The sequence below is a fragment of the Massilia sp. TWR1-2-2 genome (assembly GCF_049897565.1).
Taxonomy (GTDB): domain Bacteria; phylum Pseudomonadota; class Gammaproteobacteria; order Burkholderiales; family Burkholderiaceae_D; genus JAFCUW01.
The window spans coordinates 34,023-54,013 of record NZ_JAFCWM010000006.1; the positions used below are offsets into that span (position 1 = coordinate 34,023).

The window sequence follows — 19,991 nt, forward strand, 5'->3', positions numbered from 1 at the left end:
CCAATAGGGAGACACACAATGTACCAACACATCACCGTCCCGGCCGAGGGCCAGAAAATCGGCGTCAACGCCGACCTGTCGCTCGCAGTGCCGGATAATCCGATCATTCCCTTCATCGAAGGCGACGGCACCGGCATCGACATCACGCCGGTCATGATCAAGGTGGTCGACGCCGCGGTCGCCAAGGCCTACGGCGGCGCGCGCAAGATCAGCTGGATGGAAGTGTTCGCCGGCGAGAAGTCGACCTCCGTGTACGGCCCCGACGTGTGGCTGCCGGAAGAAACGCTCGGCGCCGTCAAGGACTACGTCGTCTCGATCAAGGGTCCGTTGACGACGCCCGTCGGCGGCGGCATCCGTTCGCTCAACGTGGCGCTGCGCCAGCAGCTCGACCTGTACGTGTGCCTGCGCCCGGTGCGCTATTTCGCCGGCGTGCCGTCGCCGCTGAAACAGCCCGAGAAGACCGACATGGTCATCTTCCGCGAGAATTCGGAAGACATCTACGCCGGCATCGAGTGGCAGCAGGGCTCCGAGGGCGCCAGGAAACTAATCGATTTCCTGATCAAGGAAATGGGCGTCAACAAGATCCGCTTCCCGGCAACGTCCGGCATCGGCATCAAGCCGGTCTCGATCGAAGGCACCGAACGCCTGGTGCGCAAGGCGATCCAGTACACCATCGACAACGACAAGCCGTCGGTGACCATCGTCCACAAGGGCAACATCATGAAGTACACCGAGGGCGGCTTCCGCGACTGGGCGTACGCGCTGGCGCAGAAGGAATTCGGCGCCGAGCTGATCGATGGCGGCCCGTGGATGAAGTTCAAGAACCCGAAGACCGGCCGCGACATCATCATCAAGGATTCGATCGCCGATGCCTTCCTGCAGCAGATCCTGCTGCGGCCGAACGAGTACAGCGTCATCGCGACCCTGAACCTGAACGGCGACTACATCTCCGACGCGCTCGCCGCCCAGGTCGGCGGCATCGGCATCGCGCCGGGCGCCAACATGTCCGACTCGGTGGCCATGTTCGAAGCGACCCACGGCACCGCGCCGAAATACGCCGGCAAGGATTACGTCAATCCCGGCTCGATGATCCTGTCGGCCGAAATGATGCTGCGCCACATCGGCTGGCTCGAAGCTGCCGACCTGATCATCTCGTCGATGCAAAAATCGATCACCTCGAAGCGCGTCACCTACGATTTTGCGCGCCTGATGGAGGACGCCACCCAGGTGTCGTGCTCCGGCTTCGGCGACGTCATGGTAGAAAATATGTAGATGTTTGCCGGCCGAGCAGCTCGGCCGCCGCATCCGCCAGGCCCCGCTTTCCGATCGATGCGGGGCTTTTTTCATCGGAAAAACGGATCGATGTGGCGGTTTGGACAACGCAATAGCCACTTGTTGTAGCGCCGCCGCGGCGGCTGTTCGATTGCGAATGAATATGTGCGCCGACGCGTTATAATTTCCTCCCGATAATTAAAATGTCCGTGTATCCATGAACTCTTCAGTGATGAGGAAGCATTTTCGCCAAGCCGACCGCCTGATGCTGGTCATCCTCTGGGGCCTGTTTGTCATGGCGCTCGGATTGTCCGCCTTGCACGACACGCTGCGCTGGGCGCTGTGGATCGGCTTGCCGGCGGCGCTGTTGCCGACCGCGATGATCGTCTATAACGGCGGCACCCGGCTGACCGCGTCGACGGTGGCGGTGGCGCTGATGGTGTTTAGCGGCTTGCACATCCACCAGGGCGGCGGCATCAACGAACTGCACTTCGGCATTTTTGTGCTGCTCGCTTTCCTGCTGTGCTATCGCGACTGGGTGGTCATCGTTGTGGCCGCGGCCACCATTGCCGTCCACCACCTGTCGTTCAACTACCTGCAGGAACTGGGCTTCGGCGTGCGCTGCATGACGGAACCGGGATTCGCACGCGTACTGGTGCATGCCGCGTACGTCGTCGTCGAGTCGGCCGTGCTGTGCTTCCTGGCCGTGCTGTCGCGCCGCGAAGCGATCCAGGCGGGCGAACTGGCGTTCGGCGTGGCCGGCTTGTCGCGCGGCGCCCCCGGCAGCATCGACCTGCGCCAGCCGGCGCACGCCGCCACCAGCGTTACCGCCCAGGCGCTGCACGACATGATCGATACTTTGCATGGCGCGCTCGAACGGGTGCAGACCGGCGTCGGCGCGATTGCCGGCGCCTCGCGCGAAATCGCGTCAGGCAATATCGACCTGTCGCAGCGCACCGAGCACCAGGCTGGCGCGCTGCAAGGCACGGTCGCGTCGATGGAAGCGCTGACCGAACGGGTCCGCCAGAACGGCGACAATGCGCGCCTGGCCAACCAGCTGGCCATCTCCGCTTCCGGCGTCGCCGTCAGCGGTGGCGAAGTGGTAGCGCGGGTCATCGAGACGATGGCGTCGATTAATCAGTCATCGAAGAAAATCGTCGACATCATTTCGGTGATCGACGGTATCGCCTTCCAGACCAACATCCTCGCGCTGAATGCCGCCGTCGAGGCAGCCCGCGCTGGCGAGCAGGGTCGCGGATTTGCCGTGGTCGCATCCGAAGTTCGCAACCTCGCGCAGCGCTCGGCCGCCGCGGCGAAGGAAATCAAGACGCTGATCGGCGACTCGGTCGGCCGCGTCGAAACCGGCACGGCGCTGGTGAGCACGGCGGGAACGACGATGGGCGAAATTGTCGCCAGCGTCGAGCGCGTCACCGGCATCATCGGCCAGATCAGCGCCGCCAGCCAGGAGCAGGAGGGCGATATCGGCCGCATCAACCTGGCCCTCACCGACGTCGATGCGGTAACCCGGCAAAATGCGGCACTGGTGGAACACGCGGCGACGGCTTCCCAATCGCTGCAGGATCAGGCCGACAGCCTCTCCGCCGTCGTCGCCACGTTCACGCTCGATGCGGCTGGCCGCCGGCGCCCGCGGATCGACGCCTGACGCCGCGTCTGTCGACAGCAAAACGTCGCTGCTAGCACTTTTGCCGGTCTTGCTCTGCTAGTAATAGTAACTGTCTCCGATTTGCGGCACTTCGGCGTCCGGATGCGCGAAAAGGCGGCCACGGCCGGGTTCGCGCACCACACCTGCAGCTGTGTCGTCGCCGGTGTCGATCTGCGCCACAGATGCGCCGGAACCGGACGGCAGGCGATCGTCAACCCAAGCGTGCGCAGCCTGTTTTCCGAAAACGGTACAGTGCGAACAATCGCGAGGGCGAAAAAAAACCCCGCCGCAGCGGGGTTTTTTACATCGGGTGTTTTTACGCAGCCTGGATGTTGGAAGCTTGCTTGCCTTTAGGGCCTTGCGTGACTTCGAATTGAACTTTTTGACCTTCTTTGAGGGTCTTGAAACCGTTCATGTTGATCGCGGAGAAGTGCGCAAACAGATCTTCGCCGCCGTCATCTGGAGTGATGAAGCCAAAACCTTTGGAATCATTGAACCACTTAACTGTACCTGTTGCCATAAAAAGAACTTTCAAAAAAAACTAATCACACGAGCCATAAAAGCAAGAAGCTTCTTGCCTCCTCCTCAGCCTACTTACTTCTTATCTATCAACAAGTACAAAAAGTACAAGTCAATAACCGCATTGTTGGCGGAATAACTATTGAAGTCAAGCGCTTTTGAACAGGGGTTGTTTTTTTGGCTAGATGGGTCTGAAACGCAACTCTTGATTTTTCGAATCGGGTCGCCATCTGCGCACTAGTCGGAAAGCGCGTAAGATGGAAAACAAATGTAAATGCCCTGATCTTTACGCATTGCATCACCTTCGAAAGCATTAGAATAAAGCGTATGGCGACCAAGCAAGATACCGAACAAGTACTGGAGCGGCAGACCGTCAAACCGCCGCCGCTGTATCAGGTGGCACTGCTGAACGACGACTATACGCCGATGGAGTTTGTAGTGGCCATAATCGAGGAGTACTTCAACAAGGATCGGGAGACGGCGACGCAGATCATGCTGGCCGTTCACCGCCATGGTAAAGGGGTGTGCGGAGTGTTTTCCAAAGATATAGCGTGTACCAAAGTGGAGTTTGTTTTAACGCATGCGCGCAAGGCGGGGCATCCCCTGCAGTGCGTGATGGAGGAAGTATGATTGCGCAGGAATTGGAAGTCTCTTTACACATGGCCTTTGTCGAAGCACGGCAAGCACGGCATGAATTTATTACCGTTGAGCATTTGCTGTTGGCGCTTCTGGACAACCCATCGGCCGCTGAAGTCCTGCGCGCCTGTGCGGTCAACATCGATGACCTGCGGAAAACCTTGACGAACTTTATCGGCGATAACACGCCGACGGTGCCGGGCACGGGCGAAGTCGATACCCAGCCGACGCTCGGATTCCAGCGCGTGATTCAGCGTGCGATCATGCACGTCCAATCGGCGTCGAACGGCAAGAAGGAAGTAACCGGCGCCAATGTGCTGGTGGCTATCTTTGGCGAGAAAGACTCGCATGCCGTTTACTACCTGCACCAGCAGGGCGTGACCCGCCTCGACGTGGTCAATTTCATTTCGCACGGCGTGCGCAAGGATCAGCAGGCTGATACCCAGAAGACTTCCGAAGGCGTCGAAGAAGCGCAGGTCGAAGGTCAGCCGAAGGAAAGCCCGCTCGACCAGTTCACCCAGAATCTGAACAAGGCCGCCGCCGAAGGCAAGATCGATCCGCTGATCGGCCGCGAGGACGAAGTCGACCGCGTCATCCAGATCCTGTGCCGTCGCCGCAAGAACAATCCGCTGCTCGTCGGCGAAGCCGGCGTCGGCAAGACCGCCATCGCCGAAGGCCTGGCCTGGCGCATCACGCAGGAAGAAGTGCCTGAAATACTGCAGAACGCGATCGTCTATTCGCTCGACATGGGCGCGCTGCTGGCCGGCACCAAATACCGCGGCGACTTCGAGCAGCGCCTGAAGGCGGTGCTCAAGCAGCTCAAGGAAATGCCGCACGGCATCTTGTTCATCGACGAGATCCACACCATCATCGGCGCCGGGTCGGCATCGGGCGGCACGCTCGACGCGTCGAACCTGCTCAAGCCTGCGCTCGCCAATGGCCAGCTCAAGTGCATCGGCGCGACCACCTACACCGAGTTCCGCGGCGTGTTCGAAAAAGACCACGCGCTGTCGCGGCGCTTCCAGAAGGTCGACGTCAACGAGCCGAGCGTCGAGCAGACGATCCAGATCCTGCGTGGCCTGAAGTCGCGTTTCGAAGAGCACCACGGCGTCAAGTATTCGTCGTCGGCGCTGTCGACCGCTGCCGAACTGGCGGCGCGCTTCATCAACGACCGTCACCTGCCCGACAAGGCGATCGACGTCATCGATGAAGCCGGCGCTGCCCAGCGCATCTTGCCGAAGTCGAAGCAGAAGAAGACCATCGGCAAGGCCGAGATCGAGGACATCATTGCCAAGATCGCGCGCATCCCGCCGCAAACGGTCAACCAGGACGACCGCAGCAAGCTGCAGACCATCGACCGCGATCTGCGCAACGTCGTGTTCGGCCAGGAGCCTGCGATCGATGCGCTGTCGTCGGCCATCAAGATGGCGCGCGCCGGGCTGGGCAAGACGGACAAGCCGATCGGCTCGTTCCTGTTCTCCGGTCCGACCGGCGTCGGCAAGACCGAGGTGGCCAAGCAACTGGCGTTCATCCTCGGCATCGAGCTGATCCGCTTCGACATGTCCGAGTACATGGAGCGCCACGCGGTGAGCCGGCTGATCGGCGCGCCACCGGGTTACGTCGGTTTCGACCAGGGTGGCCTGCTGACCGAGGCGATCACCAAGAAGCCGCACGCGGTACTGCTGCTCGACGAGATTGAAAAAGCCCACCCGGACATTTTCAACATCCTGCTGCAGGTGATGGACCATGGCACCTTGACGGACAACAACGGCCGCAAGGCTGACTTCCGTAACGTCATCATCATCATGACCACCAATGCGGGCGCCGAAAGCCTGACCAAGCGTTCGATGGGGTTCACCGAGTCGAAGGCGCCTGGCGACGAGATGGCCGACATCAAGCGCATGTTCACGCCGGAGTTCCGCAACCGGATCGACGCGATCATCAGCTTCCGTGCACTGGACGAGGAAATCATCCTGCGCGTGGTCGACAAGTTCCTGATGCAACTCGAGGAGCAGCTGCACGAGAAGAAGGTCGAGGCGATCTTCACCGAGAAGCTGCGCAAGTTCCTGTCGCAGAAGGGCTTCGATCCGCAGATGGGCGCGCGCCCGATGGCACGCCTGATCCAGGACATGATCCGCAAGGCGCTGGCCGACGAGCTGCTGTTTGGCCGCCTGGTCAACGGCGGGCGCATCACGGTCGACCTCGACGACAAAGACAACGTCGTGCTCGAGTTCCCCGAGTCCGATGCGACGCCGCCGACCGCGCCGCCAGAGACCGTCGAAATCGAGTAAGCGCAGCGCCAACAAAAAACCCGTCGGACGCAAGTCCCGCGGGTTTTTTTACGTCTGCCCGATGCGCACTGCGCGTGCCGGCTTACATCACTTTGACGGCCCGTCCAATGAACAGCACCGGACCTGTCGGCCGGCTCAGCGGCGAGCCATTCACCGGCTCCAGCGTGACCTCGAACAGCTGGTCCGGCTGCACATTCGGCAGCGCGTCGAGCGCAATGGTGATCGTCTGGCCTGGCTTGACTAAGCCCAGCGACACCGGTCCCCGCCAGCCGTTCGCCTTGGTCCAGAACTGCAGCGATTTATCGCTCGGCACCGCCGCCGAGGAAAGCGGCGTCAGCGTCACCTGGCGCGACGCGCTCGCCTGCACCACGTAGCCCGGCGTCTTGTCCTGCGGCCCAGCCAGCACCACCATGTACTGCGGCGCGCCAGGCGCCGCCAGGCGCGTGGCCAGCGTCGCCGTCAGCAGCGCGCTGGCGATCAGCGATCCAGCCGTCAGCGCGCGCCACAGCCCGAGGCTGCTCCACATCGGCGTCGGCTGGGACGGCGCCTGCGCCGCTTCCGCCATCGCGCTACGCTCGATGCGCCGCCACAGCCGGCTTGATGGCGCGATCGGCTCGACCAGCGCCGTCAACGGCAGCAGGTCCGCTTCCCACTGCTGTACGGCCAGCCGCAATGCCGGTTCGTCGCGCACGCGCCGCTCGATATCGCGCCGCGCTTCGCCCGACAAGGTGCCCAGCACGTACTCGGCCGCCTGCGCGCTCGATTCTTCGGAAAGGGAGGGAAGGGGACGACTCATGACAGGCACACTTTCAACGACGCCAGGCTGCGCTTGATCCACGACTTGACGGTACCCATCGGCGCATCGACGCGCGCGGCAATTTCACTGTGCGACAGGCCTTCGACATAGGCGTGCAGCAGGCAGTTGCGCCGCACCGGTTCGAGCTGTTCGAGGCATTCGCCGATCTGTCCTGCGCTGGCGCGAAACGCAAACGCATCGGCGACATCGGCCCAGCGCTCCATCGACGCCTTCGCATCGATCGCGGCGGCCGCGTCGTCGTCGACCATCACCTCGCGGCCATGATCGCGCACCGCGTTCAGCGCCAGGTGGCGGGTGATCGAGTACATCCAGCCGCGCGCCGCGCCACGCAGCGGATCGTAGCTGCCGGCGCCGGTCCACACCTTGATAAATGCATCGTGCACGATGTCCTCCGCCAGTGCGCTGTCGCGCACAATGCGCTGGGCCACGCCGAGCAGGCGCGCGCTTTCCTGGTCGTACAGGCGGCGCAAGGCCGCCTGCTCGCCCGCGGCGCACGCGTTCAACGCAGCTTCGTAATCAAATTCTTCGGCGCGGTCTGGCAAAGGAAAGCCTGTTGGTAAGCCTGATAACAGGCAACGTCGATAGGAGAAATTCTTTGCTGAATCCTAACACACGACCATTCCCGTTCGCTTAGCTCGCTTTCCAGAAGATGTAGTCGCCCTGGTACATGACGACGGTGCGCTGGCCCCTCGATTCCGGCGTGCATCCGGTTGCCGGCGCCGCGCCGCCTTTGAGCGCAACGCGCTGGATGTACGTGGTGCCCATCATCGCGCCGCTCCCCATTGCCGGGTTTGCCTTGACCAGCTGGAACGGGATGTTGCCCGCTCCGGAAGGCGCGAGCGCCACCTGGGTGCCGCTCACGGTCGAGCCGTCGCTGGAAGCCCAGGTCGCCGGCGGGCCGTAGTAAGTTCCGACCGCGTTGCCGCTGCGATCCATCAGCGCCGCTTTCGGGCCGATAAAGGTCCACTCGACCTGGCCGGGCATGCCGGCCTTGTCCTTGCACTCGTACGTCAGTTCGCCTTTGGCGACCGTTTCCATGGCGACGACGTTGCCCGCCGGGACCTTGACCGACTCGGGCAGCGCGTCCTGCGAATACGTGCTCTTCGCGGCCATGGTGGTGCAGGCGCCGAGCAGGCTGACAGCGGCGGCGAGGGCAAGCAGGGAAGGTGGTCGCATGGTGTTTCTCCTATGGGGTAAGTGGAATGTGCAGCGCGTCGTTGTCGACACTGCTGTTAGTACTACCCGCGGAGGCGACGTTTGGATGCACTGCGTTAAAAGTATTTTTTCGGCGCCGTCAAGGCGACTGCACAAACGTCTTCGATGTGCTCATCCATTTGTTTGATCTGTGTCAAGCCGCGAAATAGTGGCAAGAGCCTAATCAATAATGTTGAGTTCAGCGAAAATCCGGAGATGCCCATGCCGCTAGAAATGATCCGCCCGCGCATTAGCGGGACAGTGCGCGACCTGCGCGGCAGCGTGCCCGCCACCATCGCGCTGGCCGGGCGCGCGCTGCGCGGGCCGGTCAACCAGGGCACCGCCCTCTGGCGCTTCGCCGATTTCGAGCGCATCTTCGGCGGCCTGTGGGCCGACAGCCGGCTTGGCTTCGACGTGCGCGACTTTTTCCACCGGGGCGGCGCCCAGGCCATCGTCGTGCGCCTCTACCATCCCGGCGGCGCCGGCAACAGCCATGCCACGCTCGACGCCAATGGCTTGCTGCTGCGTGCACTCACGCCCGGCAGCTGGGGCAACCTGCTGCGCGCCCGCATCGACCACAATATCGTGCCCGCCAATCCGAGCCGCTTCAACCTCACCGTGCGCGACTGCGGCACCGGCAAACTCGAAATATTCCGCGACCTGTCGTGGCACCCCGGCGATCCGCGCCGCGCCGACGAAGTCGTCGCCGCCATGTCGCACATGGTCAGTGCGTCCTTGCCGGCGGCGCGCCCGCACGCCCACGCCGATCTGGCGCCGGCCGCCAGCCCGCCGCGCGTTGCACTGTGGGCCGATAATGCGCCCGCCACCAGCAGCCGTGCCAACGTCCTGGCCGACGACGGCGGCACGCTCGAACAAGCCGACTTCACCGGCCCCATCGACTTCGACGGCAAAAAGGGCCGCTACCTTCTGCGCGACCCGGATTTCTTCACGCTGGTGCATGATTAGTGAACCCGACCGGGAGCGATCCCGTCCCGCATCCGACCTGACCTTCACACCGCTGCCAGTGCGCGCCGCAAGTCCTCGCGCTGGTCCTCGATGTGTTCCACCCCAACCGACAGCCGGATCAGCGCATCGCTGATCCCCAGCTGCGCGCGCTGCTCGGGCGGGATGGTGGCATGCGTCATCAGCGCCGGATGCTCGATCAGGCTCTCCACCCCGCCCAGGCTTTCGGCCAGCGTGAACAATTCGCAGCGCTCGAGGAAGCGGCGCGCGCCCGCCAGGTCGCATGCCAGCTCGATCGAGATGATGCCGCCGAAGCCATTCATCTGCCGCTTCGCCAGCGCGTGCTGCGGATGCGATTCGAGCCCCGGGTAAAACACGCGCCTGACCTTCGGCTCGCGCTCGAGCCAGCGCGCCAGGGCCATGGCGTTGTCGCAGTGGCGCTCCAGACGCAGCGCCAGCGTCTTGATCCCGCGTAGCACCAGGAAGCTGTCGAACGGACCCTGGATGGCGCCGACCGAGTTTTGCAGGAAGCCCAGCTGCTCGGCCCACGCCTCCTGGTGCGGCTCGCGGCCTGCCACCGCGATGCCGCCGATGACGTCCGAGTGCCCGTTCATGAACTTGGTCGTCGAATGCACCACGATGTCGATCCCCGCTTCCAGCGGGCGCTGCACGATCGGGCTGGCGAAGGTGTTGTCGCACACGGTGATGATGCCGCGCGCCCGGCACAGCGTGGCGATCGCCGCCAGGTCGGCCAGCTTGAGCATCGGGTTGGTCGGCGACTCGACCCACACCATTTTCGTCTCCGGCCGCAGCGCCGCCGCCAGCGCTTCGGGGTCCGACAGGTCGACGTAGCTGAACTGGTGGCCCGCGCTGCGCCTGCGCACCCGCTCGAACAGGCGGTAGGTGCCGCCGTACATGTCGTCGCCGGCGATGATGTGGGCGCCGGCGTCGAGCAGCTCGAGCACCGTCGAAATGGCGGCCAGGCCCGACGCGAACGCGAACGCGCGCGCGCCGCCTTCGAGGTCGGCCACGCAGCGCTCCAGCGCCCAGCGGGTCGGGTTGTGCGAGCGGCCGTAGTCGAGCCCCTTGTGCACGCCCGGGCTTTCCTGCACATACGTCGAGGTAGCGTAAATCGGCGGCATCACCGCGCCGGTACTGGGGTCGGGCGCCTGGCCGGCATGGATGACGCGGGTGGCGAGATGCTTCGGTGCGGTGCGGTCAGCGTTCACGATAGTGTCCTGCGCAAGTGGTTGAGGAGGTCGAAACGCGTGATCAGGCCATGGAACCGCGTGTCGTCGGCAATCACCGCGGTCAGGCCGCGGTCGAGGATGTCGCGCAGCTGCTGCATGCTGGCCGACGGGCGCAGCGTCTGCAGCTGCGCGGTCATGGTGTCGGCTACCGGCGTGCCGAAGCCGCCGCCGTCGGCCGTCACGTGCAGCAGCAGGTCCGATTCGTCGATGATGCCGGCCAGCCGGCCGTCGTCGATCACCGGCAGCTGCCCCAGGTCGGCGCTGCGCATGCGGTTGAACGCGGTCAGCAGCGTGTCGGTCGGCGCGACCGTGACGACGTCGCCGCCGTCGTAGCGGCGCCCGATCAGGTCGCGCAGGTCGCCCAGCCGCGGGCGCGCCAGCAGGCCCTGGTCGAACATCCAGCCGTCGCTGTAGACCTTCGTCAGGTAGCGCGTGCCGGTGTCGCACACGAACGTGGCGACCCGTTTCGGCGTTGTCTGCGCGCGACAGTACTTCAGCGCCGCCGCCAGCAGCGTGCCCGATGACGAGCCGCCGAGGATGCCTTCTTCGCGCAGCAGCAATCGCGCCGACTGGAAGCTTTCTTCGTCGCTGATGGTGTAGGCGACGCGCACGCGCGACAGGTCGGCAATCGACGGGATGAAGTCTTCGCCGATGCCTTCGACTGCCCACGAACCGGATACTTCCGACAGGTGGCCCGTCTGCACGTACTCGGCCAGGATCGAGCCTTTCGGGTCGGCCAGCACGAATTCGAGCGCCGGCTGCACGTCGGCGAAATAGCGCGTAAGACCCGCCAGCGTGCCGCCCGAGCCGACGCCGACTACCACCGCATCGAGGTCGTGCGCGCTCTGCTGCCACAGCTCCGGACCGGTGGTGCTGTAGTGCGCCAGCGGATTGGCCGGATTGTTGAACTGGTCGGCGAACCAGGCGCCCGGGATCTCGCGCGCCAGCCGGGCCGCGTAGTCCTGGTAGTACTCGGGATGGCCCTTGCCGACGTCGGAGCGGGTCAGGTGGATCTCGGCGCCGAGCGCCTTCAGGTGCAGTACCTTCTCGACCGCCATCTTGTCCGGCACCACCAGCACCACCCGGTAGCCCTTGATGCGCGCCACCAGCGCCAGGCCGATGCCGGTGTTGCCGGCGGTCGCCTCGACCACCACGCCGCCAGGCTGCAGGCTGCCGTCGGCTTCCGCGGCGGCGATCATCGCCATGCCGATCCGGTCCTTGATCGATCCGCCGGGATTTTGCGACTCGAGCTTGAGGAACAGCTGGCACAAGCCCGTGTCGATCCGCTTGACCTCCATCAGCGGCGTGTTGCCGATCAGTGAAAACAACGCCGCTTGCGATGCATTCTGCATGATATTGCCTCCGTCATCCTGTTTGTATATACCTGGACTTCGAATTCTGCGCCTTCGAGGCGACCGGCTTTTGACCTGCCTCTCTATCGACGCTTATGCGCCTGCCTTCAATTTTCTCCAAAGGGTAGTGCGGCTGATGCCAAGGTATTGCGCCGCCTCCTCGCGCTTGCCGCCGAAGCGCGCCAGCACCTGCTGCACGGTTTCGGCAGGCAGCAGGGCGGCCACGGGGGCCGGCTCGGCGTCCGCCGTGCGTCCCAGTTCCGGCACCACCGCCAGCACGAAGGTTGGCGTCAGCGCTTGCAGCGGCTCGGCCGCCAGGTACAGCGCCAGGCGCTGCGTCAGGTTGCGCAGTTCGCGCACGTTGCCGGGCCACTCGTAACGCTCGAACAGCGCCGCGCACGCTGCGACTTCGGCGTGCAAATTGGGATGCGGCCGCGCCCCCAGCGCCGCCAGCGCATTCTTCAGCGACCATTCGGCCAGCGCCGCGATGTCGCCGCGCCGCGCGCGAAGCGGCGGCAGGGCGATGCGCAGCACCGCCAGCCGGTAGTACAGGTCGGCCCGAAAGCGTCCCTCGCGCACGCGCGCCTCGAGGTCGCAGTGGGTCGCGCTGATCACCCGCACGTTGACCGCCACCGGCCGCGTGCCGCCGACCCGCACCACCTCGCGTTCCTCCAGCACCCGCAGCAGGCGCGTTTGCAGCGCCAGCGGCATTTCGCCGATCTCGTCGAGGAACAGGGTGCCGCGGTTGGCCGCCTCGAACAGGCCGGCGTGGCCGCCGCGCCGCGCGCCGGTAAACGCGCCTTCCTCGTGGCCGAACAGTTCCGACTCCAGCAGCGACTCGGCCACCGCGCCGCAATTGAGCGCCACGAACGGCCGGTTCATCCCCAGGCTGCGCGGACTCTCGCGGTGGATCGCCTGCGCCGCCAGTTCCTTGCCGGTGCCGGTTTCGCCTTCGATCAGCACCGTCGCCGGCGAGCGCGCGTACAGCACCACCTGCTGGCGCAGCTTCTCCATCGGCGCCGAATCGCCGCGCAGGTCGTTCAGGCCGTGGCGCGCGCGCAGCGTGTCGGCCACCGCCACCGTGCGCCGGCCGCGGTTCGATTCGAGCTGGGTCAGGCGCGCCATCTCGAGCGCATCGTCGAACGCCTGGCGGATCGACGCCGCCGAGTACACGAATACGCCGGACAGGCCCGCTTCCTCGGCCAGGTCGGTGATCAGGCCGGCGCCGACGATCGCCTCGATCCCTTCAGCCTTCAGTTCATTGATGCGCGCGCGCGCGTCTTCTTCCGTCACGTAAGTGCGCTGCGCGATGCCGGCGCCGAAGGTGGCCGAAAACTCGGCCAGTTCCGGCAGCGGCGACTGGTAGGTGATCACGCCGATGCGCTGCGAGATGCGGCGCGCGCGCGCCAGCGCCTGCATCATGTCGAAGCCGCTCGCCTTGGCGATGACCACCGGCGCCGACACGCGCCCCTTCAGGTAGGCAGCGTTCGAGCCGGCGGCGATGACGACGTCGCAGCGCTCGGTGGCCATGCGCTCGCGGATATGGCGCGCGGCGTCATCGAAGCCGAGGTGGATCGGCTCGATCGTGGCCAGGTGGTCGTACTCGAGCGTGATGTCGCGCAGCAGGTCCGACAGGCGCGACACGGATACGGTCCAGATGACCGGGCGCTCCATGTCTTCGGTTGTGGCGGCAGAGTAAGGCATCCCATTATTGTACTCCTTCGCCGTTCCACTGTTTCAACTTGAAACGTCGCTTGAAACGAGAGCCGACCGCTTGACTTTTTGATAAATTGTTGTGACTCCATGATTTTAAACGCTTTCCAGCGTCAGGCAGCCGTCGGAGCGGTCGCTGGCACGGTCATTGCAATGTAAAGCGCATGCAGTTTGATGAAACACTACAGGAGAGCACACCATGAGAGAAACCCGGGGCGCGATGTTTCGCCGAGCGGTCGCCGAAGAATCGCCGTTGCAGGTCGTCGGCGCCATCACCGCCTACACTGCGCGCATGGCCGAGCAGACCGGCTACAAGGCGCTCTACCTGTCCGGTGGCGGCGTCGCCGCCAATTCGCTCGGCATGCCCGACCTGGGCATCAGCACCATGGACGACGTCATCACCGACGCCCAGCGCATCACCGACGCCTGCGGCCTGCCGCTGATGGTCGACATCGACACCGGCTGGGGCGGCGCCTTCAACATCGCCCGCACGATTCGCCACATGATCCGCGCCGATGTCGCCGCCGTCCACATGGAAGACCAGGTCTCGGCCAAGCGTTGCGGCCACCGTCCGGGCAAGGAAATCGTCAGCAAGGAAGAGATGGTCGATCGCATCAAGGCCGCCGTCGACGCCCGCCACGACGAGAGCTTCGTCATCATGGCGCGCACCGACGCGCTGGCGGTCGAAGGCCTGAACGCAGCGATCGACCGCGCATGCGCCTATGTCGAAGCGGGCGCCGACATGATCTTCCCTGAAGCGATCACCAGACTCGAGATGTACAGCCAGGTGCGCGACGCGGTCGGCGTGCCGATCCTCGCCAATCTCACCGAATTTGGCGCCACGCCGCTGTTTACGCTCGACGAACTGCGCGAGCACAAGGTCGACATCGCGCTGTACTGCTGCGGCGCGTACCGCGCCATGAACGCCGCCGCGCTCAACTTCTACAAGACGCTGCGCGCCGAAGGCACCCAGAAGAACGTCGTTGCGACGATGCAGTCGCGCATGGAACTGTACGACTACCTCGGCTACCACGACTACGAGAAAAAGCTCGACTCGCTGTTCGCCCAGGGCAAAGAAAAATAATCGATCCACACCGGAGATAGAAAAATGACTGACAAAGCAAACGCCCCGACCGAAGCGGTCGCCTTCAAGCCAAAAAAATCCGTCGCGCTGTCCGGCGTCGCCGCCGGTAACACGGCCCTGTGCTCGGTCGGCAAGACCGGCAACGACCTGCACTACCGTGGCTACGACATCCTCGACATCGCCGACACCAGCGAATTCGAGGAAATCGCCTACCTGCTGGTGCACGGCAAACTGCCCAACGCGGCCGAACTGAAAGCCTACAAGACATACCTGAAATCGATGCGCGGCCTGCCGCAGGTTGTCAAGCTGGCGCTCGAAGCGCTGCCGGCTGCGGCGCACCCGATGGACGTGATGCGCACCGGTGTCTCCGCGCTCGGCTGCGCGCTGCCGGAAAAGGACGACCACAACGTGCCGGGCGCGCGCGAAATCGCCGACCGCCTGATGGCGTCGTTCGGCTCGATGCTGCTTTACTGGTACCACTTCAGCCACAACGGCCGGCGCATCGACGTCGAGACCGACGACGACTCGATCGGCGGCCACTTCCTGCACCTGCTGCACGGCGAGAAACCGTCCGACGCCTGGGTCAAGGCGATGCACACTTCGCTGATCCTGTACGCCGAACACGAATTCAACGCGTCCACCTTCACCGCGCGCGTCATCGCCGGCACCGGCTCGGACATCCACTCGGCCATCACCGGCGCCATCGGCGCGCTGCGCGGACCGAAGCACGGCGGCGCCAACGAAGCGGCGCTCGAAATCCAGGAACGCTACGAGAACCCGGACGAAGCCGAAGCCGACATCCGCCGCCGCGTCGAGAACAAGGAAGTCGTCATCGGCTTCGGCCACCCGGTCTACACCATCTCCGACCCGCGCAACGTCGTCATCAAGGAGCTGGCGCGCAATCTGTCGCAGGAAGCCGGTTCGACCAAGATGTTCGACATCGCCGAGCGCCTCGAAACCGTCATGTGGGACGTGAAGAAGATGTTCCCGAACCTCGACTGGTTCTCCGCTGTCTCATACCATGTGATGGGCGTGCCGACGTCGATGTTTACGCCGCTGTTCGTCATTTCGCGCACCTCGGGCTGGGCTGCCCACGTCATCGAGCAGCGCATCGACAACAAGATCATTCGCCCGAGCGCGAACTACGTCGGTCCCGAAGACCTCAAGTTCGTACCGATCGCGGACCGCAAGTAAGGAAAGCCATATGAATATCGACTACCGCAAACCGCTGCCGGGCACCGCGCTCGACTACTTCGACACCCGCGCCGCCATCGACGCGATCGAAGAAGGCGCCTACGACAAGCTGCCGTACACCTCGCGCGTACTGGCCGAGAACCTGGTGCGCCGCTGCGACCCGGCCACGCTCACCGCGTCGCTGCGCCAGTTCATCGAGCGCCGCCAGGACCTCGACTTCCCGTGGTTCCCGGCACGCGTCGTCTGCCACGACATCCTCGGCCAGACCGCGCTGGTCGACCTGGCCGGTTTGCGCGACGCGATTGCCGCCCAGGGCGGCGACCCCGCCATGGTCAACCCGGTGGTGCCGACCCAGCTCGTCGTCGACCACTCGCTGGCTGTCGAAAGCGCCGGCTTCGACCCCGACGCCTTCGACAAGAACCGCGCCATCGAGGATCGCCGCAATGAAGACCGCTTCCACTTCATTGAATGGACCAAGAAGGCCTTCAAGAACGTCGATGTGATCCCGCCCGGTAACGGCATCCTGCACCAGATCAACCTCGAGCGCATGTCGCCGGTCATCCAGGTGCAGAACGGCGTCGCCTTCCCCGATACCCTGGTCGGCACCGACTCGCACACCCCGATGGTCGACGCGCTCGGCGTCATCGCCATCGGCGTCGGCGGCCTTGAAGCGGAAAGCGTCATGCTCGGACGCGCATCGTGGATGCGCCTGCCCGACATCATCGGCGTCGAACTGTCCGGCAAGCCGCAGCCGGGCATCACCGCCACCGACATCGTGCTGGCGCTGACCGAATTCCTGCGCAACGCCAAGGTCGTCTCGTCCTACCTCGAGTTTTACGGCGCGGGCGCCTCGCACCTGACCCTGGGCGACCGCGCCACGATCTCCAACATGGCGCCCGAATACGGCTCGACCGCGGCGATGTTCTACATCGACGAGCAGACCATCAAGTACCTCAAGCTCACCGGCCGCGACGACGAGCAGGTCGCGCTGGTCGAGACCTACGCCCGCCACACCGGCCTGTGGGCCGACAGCCTGGCAAACGCGCACTACGAGCGCGTGCTCGGTTTCGACCTGTCGTCGGTGGTGCGCACCATCGCCGGCCCATCGAATCCGCACACGCGCGTGCCGACGTCCGACCTGGCCGCGCGCGGCATCAGCGGCGTCGTCGAAAACGAGCCTGGCCTGATGCCCGACGGCGCCGTCATCATCGCCGCCATTACCAGCTGCACCAACACCAACAACCCGCGCAACATGATTGCCGCCGGCCTACTGGCGCGTAACGCCAATCGCCTCGGCCTGACCCGCAAACCATGGGTCAAGAGTTCTCTCGCGCCAGGCTCGAAGACCGTCGCGCTGTATCTGCAAGAAGCCAAGCTGCTGCCCGAACTCGAAGAACTCGGTTTTGGCGTCGTCGCCTTTGCCTGCACCACCTGCAACGGCATGAGCGGCGCGCTCGACCCGGTCATCCAGCAGGAAGTCGTCGCGCGCGACCTGTACGCCACCGCCGTCCTGTCGGGCAACCGCAACTTCGACGGCCGCATCCATCCGTACGCCAAGCAGGCTTTCCTCGCCTCGCCGCCGCTCGTAGTCGCCTACGCCATCGCCGGCACCATCCGCTTCGACATCGAAAAAGACGTGCTGGGCTACGCCGACGGCAAGGCAATCAGGCTGGCCGACATCTGGCCGCTCGACGAGGAGATCGACGCCATCGTCGCATCCAGCGTCAAGCCCGAGCAGTTCCGCCAGGTCTACACGCCGATGTTCGCGCTGCAGGCCGACAAGGGCGACAAGGTCAGCCCACTGTACGACTGGCGCGCGCCGAGCACCTACATCCGCCGCCCGCCGTACTGGGAAGGCGCGCTGGCCGGCGCCCGCTCGCTCTCCGGCATGCGCCCGCTCGCTGTCCTTGGCGACAACATCACCACCGACCACCTGTCGCCGTCGAACGCCATCATGATGGACAGCGCCGCCGGCGAGTACCTGCATAAAATGGGCCTGCCGGAAGTCGACTTCAACTCCTACGCCACCCACCGCGGCGACCACCTCACGGCGCAGCGCGCCACCTTCGCCAACCCGACCCTGAAGAACGAAATGGTCAAGGTCGACGGCCGGGTCTTGGCAGGCTCGCTGGCGCGTATCGAGCCCGAAGGGCAAGTCACCCGCATGTGGGAAGCGATCGAAACCTACATGGAACGCAAGCAGCCCTTGATCATCATTGCCGGCGCCGATTATGGCCAGGGTTCCTCGCGCGACTGGGCCGCCAAGGGCGTGCGCCTGGCCGGGGTCGAGGCGATCGCCGCCGAAGGCTTCGAGCGCATTCACCGCACCAACCTGGTCGGCATGGGCGTGCTGCCGCTCGAATTCAAGCTCGGCGTCAACCGCATCACGCTCGGCATCGACGGCACCGAGACGTTCGACGTCATCGGCGAACGCACCCCGCGCGCCACCTTGACCCTGGTGATCAACCGCGCCAACGGCGACCGCGAGGAAGTGCCCGTCACCTGCCGCCTCGACACGGCCGAAGAAGTGTCGATCTACGAAGCCGGCGGCGTGCTGCAGCGCTTCGCCCAGGACTTCCTCGAATCGACGGCAAAGGCGGCCTGACCATGTCCCACGTACCTCAAGTGAAAATTCCCGCCACCTACATGCGCGGCGGGACCAGCAAGGGCGTCTTCTTCCGCCTGCAGGATTTGCCGCAGGCCGCGCAGCTGCCGGGCCCCGCCCGCGACGCGCTGCTGCTGCGCGTGATCGGCAGCCCCGACCCGTACGGCAAGCAGATCGACGGCATGGGCAGCGCCACGTCGAGCACCAGCAAGGCCGTCATCCTGTCGCGCAGTAACCGCGAAGGCCACGACGTCGACTATCTTTTCGGCCAGGTCGCCATCGACAGGGCGTTCGTCGACTGGAGCGGCAATTGCGGCAACCTGTCGTCGGCGGTCGGCTCGTTTGCCATCAGCGCCGGCATGGTCGACCCCGAACGCATTCCGCACGACGGCGTCGCCACCGTGCGTATCTGGCAGGCCAACATCGGCAAGTCGATCATCGCTCACGTGCCGGTCAGCGGCGGCGAGGTACAGGAAACCGGCGAGTTCATGCTCGACGGCGTTACCTTCCCGGCGGCCGAAGTGCAGCTCGAATTTCTCGACCCGGCAGCCGAGGAGGAGGGCGCCGGCGGCGCCATGTTCCCGACCGGCAACCTGGTCGACGACCTCGAGGTGCCCGGCGTCGGCACGCTGAAGGCGACGATGATCAATGCCGGCATCCCGACCATCTTCATCAACGCGCGCGACATCGGCTACACCGGCACCGAGCTGCAGGAAGCGATCAACGGCGACGACAAGGCGCTGGCGATGTTCGAGACCATCCGCGCCCACGGCGCCGTGCGCATGGGCCTGATCCATCACGTCGCCGAAGCGGCCAAGCGCCAGCACACGCCGAAGGTGGCATTCGTGGCCGGCCCGGCCGACTACGTCTCTTCAAGCGGCAAGCAGGTCGGCGCCGCCGACATCGACCTGCATGTGCGCGCTCTGTCGATGGGCAAGCTGCACCACGCGATGATGGGCACCGCCGCCGTCGCCATCGGCACCGCGGCGGCCATTCCCGGCACGCTGGTGAACCTGGCCGCCGGCGGCGGGGCGCGCAGCGCCGTGCGCTTCGGCCATCCGTCCGGCACCTTGCGCGTCGGTGCCGAAGCGAGCCTGGTCGACGGCCAGTGGAGCGTCGGCAAGGCCATCATGAGCCGCAGCGCGCGCGTGCTGATGGAAGGCTGGGTGCGCGTTCCCGGCGACGCATTCTAAGTGAACCAAATGGCCGTTTTCATGGTCTGACTCTGTAGGAGTCAGACTCCCGCGCACCCTTTGCAATCCTCCTGCGAGCCGACCTCGTCGTCCGCAGTCCCGCCCAGGCCATGGACTGCGGCCAACACAGCGCCAAGGTCGCTCCTCCGAACGGCGTATATGTTTCCCAATTGCCGCTCTTTGTAGTTTATGATCCCATCAACAGCGGCCCGTTTGAGAGGCCGCGTGCACACCATTTTGCACGA

Annotated in this window: 17 protein-coding genes; 9 read left to right on the forward strand and 8 right to left on the reverse strand. The window is 64.7% G+C overall.

Features of this window, described 5'->3' with window-relative positions; all coding sequences use genetic code 11:
• Positions 1 to 18: 18 nt before the first annotated feature.
• A complete protein-coding gene (icd, locus tag ACP7DD_RS07345; protein ID WP_426174061.1) occupies positions 19 to 1,272 on the forward strand; it encodes an NADP-dependent isocitrate dehydrogenase in 1,254 nt (417 codons plus the stop codon).
• A 265-nt stretch (positions 1,273 to 1,537) separates the two neighbouring features.
• Positions 1,538 to 2,935 carry a methyl-accepting chemotaxis protein gene (locus ACP7DD_RS07350; protein ID WP_426174062.1) on the forward strand — a complete coding sequence of 466 codons (1,398 nt, stop codon included), beginning with the start codon at positions 1,538 to 1,540 and terminating at the stop codon, positions 2,933 to 2,935.
• Positions 2,936 to 2,992: 57 nt separating this feature from the next.
• Here the strand turns inward: ACP7DD_RS07350 and ACP7DD_RS07355 are convergent, their stop codons facing one another.
• Together ACP7DD_RS07355 and cspE are read right to left on the reverse strand one after the other, a co-directional pair.
• Positions 2,993 to 3,115, reverse strand: a complete 123-nt coding sequence (locus tag ACP7DD_RS07355; RefSeq protein WP_426174063.1) for a hypothetical protein — start codon at positions 3,113 to 3,115, stop codon at positions 2,993 to 2,995.
• Between the two features lie 136 nt (positions 3,116 to 3,251).
• Positions 3,252 to 3,455 carry a transcription antiterminator/RNA stability regulator CspE gene (gene cspE / locus ACP7DD_RS07360; RefSeq protein ID WP_010395943.1) on the reverse strand — a complete coding sequence of 68 codons (204 nt, stop codon included), beginning with the start codon at positions 3,453 to 3,455 and terminating at the stop codon, positions 3,252 to 3,254.
• Positions 3,456 to 3,781: 326 nt separating this feature from the next.
• On the opposite strand from cspE, the gene clpS reads away from it, so the two are divergent.
• The gene (clpS, locus tag ACP7DD_RS07365; protein WP_426174064.1) at positions 3,782 to 4,084 is read left to right on the forward strand and encodes an ATP-dependent Clp protease adapter ClpS; all 303 of its coding nucleotides are present in this window, start codon (positions 3,782 to 3,784) and stop codon (positions 4,082 to 4,084) included.
• Complete coding sequence (clpA, locus tag ACP7DD_RS07370) at positions 4,081 to 6,381, forward strand: ATP-dependent Clp protease ATP-binding subunit ClpA (protein ID WP_426174065.1); 2,301 nt, start codon at positions 4,081 to 4,083, stop codon at positions 6,379 to 6,381. The genes clpS and clpA overlap by 4 nt, the downstream gene beginning before the upstream one ends.
• Before the next feature lie 82 nt (positions 6,382 to 6,463).
• On the opposite strand, the gene ACP7DD_RS07375 is transcribed toward clpA, so the two are convergent.
• The 3 genes from ACP7DD_RS07375 to ACP7DD_RS07385 all read right to left on the reverse strand — a co-directional run bounded on the left by ACP7DD_RS07375 (position 6,464) and on the right by ACP7DD_RS07385 (position 8,374).
• Positions 6,464 to 7,177, reverse strand: a complete 714-nt coding sequence (locus ACP7DD_RS07375) for an anti-sigma factor (RefSeq protein WP_426174066.1) — start codon at positions 7,175 to 7,177, stop codon at positions 6,464 to 6,466.
• Positions 7,174 to 7,740: a sigma-70 family RNA polymerase sigma factor gene (locus tag ACP7DD_RS07380; RefSeq protein ID WP_426174067.1), complete on the reverse strand. Its 567-nt coding sequence runs from the start codon at positions 7,738 to 7,740 to the stop codon at positions 7,174 to 7,176. The genes ACP7DD_RS07375 and ACP7DD_RS07380 overlap by 4 nt, the downstream gene beginning before the upstream one ends.
• 88 nt (positions 7,741 to 7,828) lie before the next feature.
• Positions 7,829 to 8,374 carry a DUF3455 domain-containing protein gene (locus tag ACP7DD_RS07385; protein WP_426174068.1) on the reverse strand — a complete coding sequence of 182 codons (546 nt, stop codon included), beginning with the start codon at positions 8,372 to 8,374 and terminating at the stop codon, positions 7,829 to 7,831.
• 240 nt (positions 8,375 to 8,614) lie between these two features.
• On the opposite strand from ACP7DD_RS07385, the gene ACP7DD_RS07390 reads away from it, so the two are divergent.
• Positions 8,615 to 9,358 (forward strand): hypothetical protein, encoded by a 744-nt coding sequence (locus ACP7DD_RS07390; protein ID WP_426174069.1) that lies wholly within the window; start codon positions 8,615 to 8,617, stop codon positions 9,356 to 9,358.
• Between the two features lie 44 nt (positions 9,359 to 9,402).
• On the opposite strand, the gene ACP7DD_RS07395 is transcribed toward ACP7DD_RS07390, so the two are convergent.
• The 3 genes from ACP7DD_RS07395 to prpR form a co-directional block, all read right to left on the reverse strand.
• Positions 9,403 to 10,584 (reverse strand): trans-sulfuration enzyme family protein, encoded by a 1,182-nt coding sequence (locus tag ACP7DD_RS07395; protein WP_426174070.1) that lies wholly within the window; start codon positions 10,582 to 10,584, stop codon positions 9,403 to 9,405.
• Complete coding sequence (locus ACP7DD_RS07400; protein WP_426174071.1) at positions 10,581 to 11,957, reverse strand: pyridoxal-phosphate dependent enzyme; 1,377 nt, start codon at positions 11,955 to 11,957, stop codon at positions 10,581 to 10,583. The genes ACP7DD_RS07395 and ACP7DD_RS07400 overlap by 4 nt, the downstream gene beginning before the upstream one ends.
• A 93-nt stretch (positions 11,958 to 12,050) precedes the next feature.
• Positions 12,051 to 13,661: a propionate catabolism operon regulatory protein PrpR gene (gene prpR / locus ACP7DD_RS07405; protein WP_426174072.1), complete on the reverse strand. Its 1,611-nt coding sequence runs from the start codon at positions 13,659 to 13,661 to the stop codon at positions 12,051 to 12,053.
• A gap of 208 nt (positions 13,662 to 13,869) precedes the next feature.
• On the opposite strand from prpR, the gene prpB reads away from it, so the two are divergent.
• Genes prpB through prpF form a run of 4 tightly spaced genes read left to right on the forward strand, consistent with a single transcriptional unit; the run spans position 13,870 to position 19,746 of the window.
• Complete coding sequence (gene prpB / locus ACP7DD_RS07410) at positions 13,870 to 14,754, forward strand: methylisocitrate lyase (RefSeq protein WP_426174073.1); 885 nt, start codon at positions 13,870 to 13,872, stop codon at positions 14,752 to 14,754.
• 24 nt (positions 14,755 to 14,778) lie between these two features.
• Positions 14,779 to 15,948 carry a bifunctional 2-methylcitrate synthase/citrate synthase gene (gene prpC, locus ACP7DD_RS07415; protein WP_426174074.1) on the forward strand — a complete coding sequence of 390 codons (1,170 nt, stop codon included), beginning with the start codon at positions 14,779 to 14,781 and terminating at the stop codon, positions 15,946 to 15,948.
• 10 nt (positions 15,949 to 15,958) lie between these two features.
• Positions 15,959 to 18,553 carry a Fe/S-dependent 2-methylisocitrate dehydratase AcnD gene (gene acnD, locus ACP7DD_RS07420; RefSeq protein ID WP_426174075.1) on the forward strand — a complete coding sequence of 865 codons (2,595 nt, stop codon included), beginning with the start codon at positions 15,959 to 15,961 and terminating at the stop codon, positions 18,551 to 18,553.
• Between the two features lie 2 nt (positions 18,554 to 18,555).
• Positions 18,556 to 19,746 carry a 2-methylaconitate cis-trans isomerase PrpF gene (gene prpF / locus ACP7DD_RS07425; RefSeq protein WP_426174076.1) on the forward strand — a complete coding sequence of 397 codons (1,191 nt, stop codon included), beginning with the start codon at positions 18,556 to 18,558 and terminating at the stop codon, positions 19,744 to 19,746.
• Positions 19,747 to 19,991 lie beyond the last annotated feature (245 nt).

Bases quoted from the DNA above. Each gene is read 5' to 3' on its own strand.
- ACP7DD_RS07400 (WP_426174071.1), bottom strand. From the start codon at position 11,957: ATGCAGAATGCATCGCAAGCGGCGTTGTTTTCACTGATCGGCAACACG.
- ACP7DD_RS07385 (WP_426174068.1), bottom strand. From the start codon at position 8,374: ATGCGACCACCTTCCCTGCTTGCCCTCGCCGCCGCTGTCAGCCTGCTC.
- ACP7DD_RS07350 (WP_426174062.1), top strand. From the start codon at position 1,538: ATGCTGGTCATCCTCTGGGGCCTGTTTGTCATGGCGCTCGGATTGTCC.
- ACP7DD_RS07375 (WP_426174066.1), bottom strand. From the start codon at position 7,177: ATGAGTCGTCCCCTTCCCTCCCTTTCCGAAGAATCGAGCGCGCAGGCG.
- clpA (WP_426174065.1), top strand. From the start codon at position 4,081: ATGATTGCGCAGGAATTGGAAGTCTCTTTACACATGGCCTTTGTCGAA.
- acnD (WP_426174075.1), top strand. From the start codon at position 15,959: ATGAATATCGACTACCGCAAACCGCTGCCGGGCACCGCGCTCGACTAC.
- clpS (WP_426174064.1), top strand. From the start codon at position 3,782: ATGGCGACCAAGCAAGATACCGAACAAGTACTGGAGCGGCAGACCGTC.
- prpC (WP_426174074.1), top strand. From the start codon at position 14,779: ATGACTGACAAAGCAAACGCCCCGACCGAAGCGGTCGCCTTCAAGCCA.
- icd (WP_426174061.1), top strand. From the start codon at position 19: ATGTACCAACACATCACCGTCCCGGCCGAGGGCCAGAAAATCGGCGTC.
- prpB (WP_426174073.1), top strand. From the start codon at position 13,870: ATGAGAGAAACCCGGGGCGCGATGTTTCGCCGAGCGGTCGCCGAAGAA.
- prpF (WP_426174076.1), top strand. From the start codon at position 18,556: ATGTCCCACGTACCTCAAGTGAAAATTCCCGCCACCTACATGCGCGGC.
- prpR (WP_426174072.1), bottom strand. From the start codon at position 13,661: ATGCCTTACTCTGCCGCCACAACCGAAGACATGGAGCGCCCGGTCATC.
- ACP7DD_RS07390 (WP_426174069.1), top strand. From the start codon at position 8,615: ATGCCGCTAGAAATGATCCGCCCGCGCATTAGCGGGACAGTGCGCGAC.
- cspE (WP_010395943.1), bottom strand. From the start codon at position 3,455: ATGGCAACAGGTACAGTTAAGTGGTTCAATGATTCCAAAGGTTTTGGC.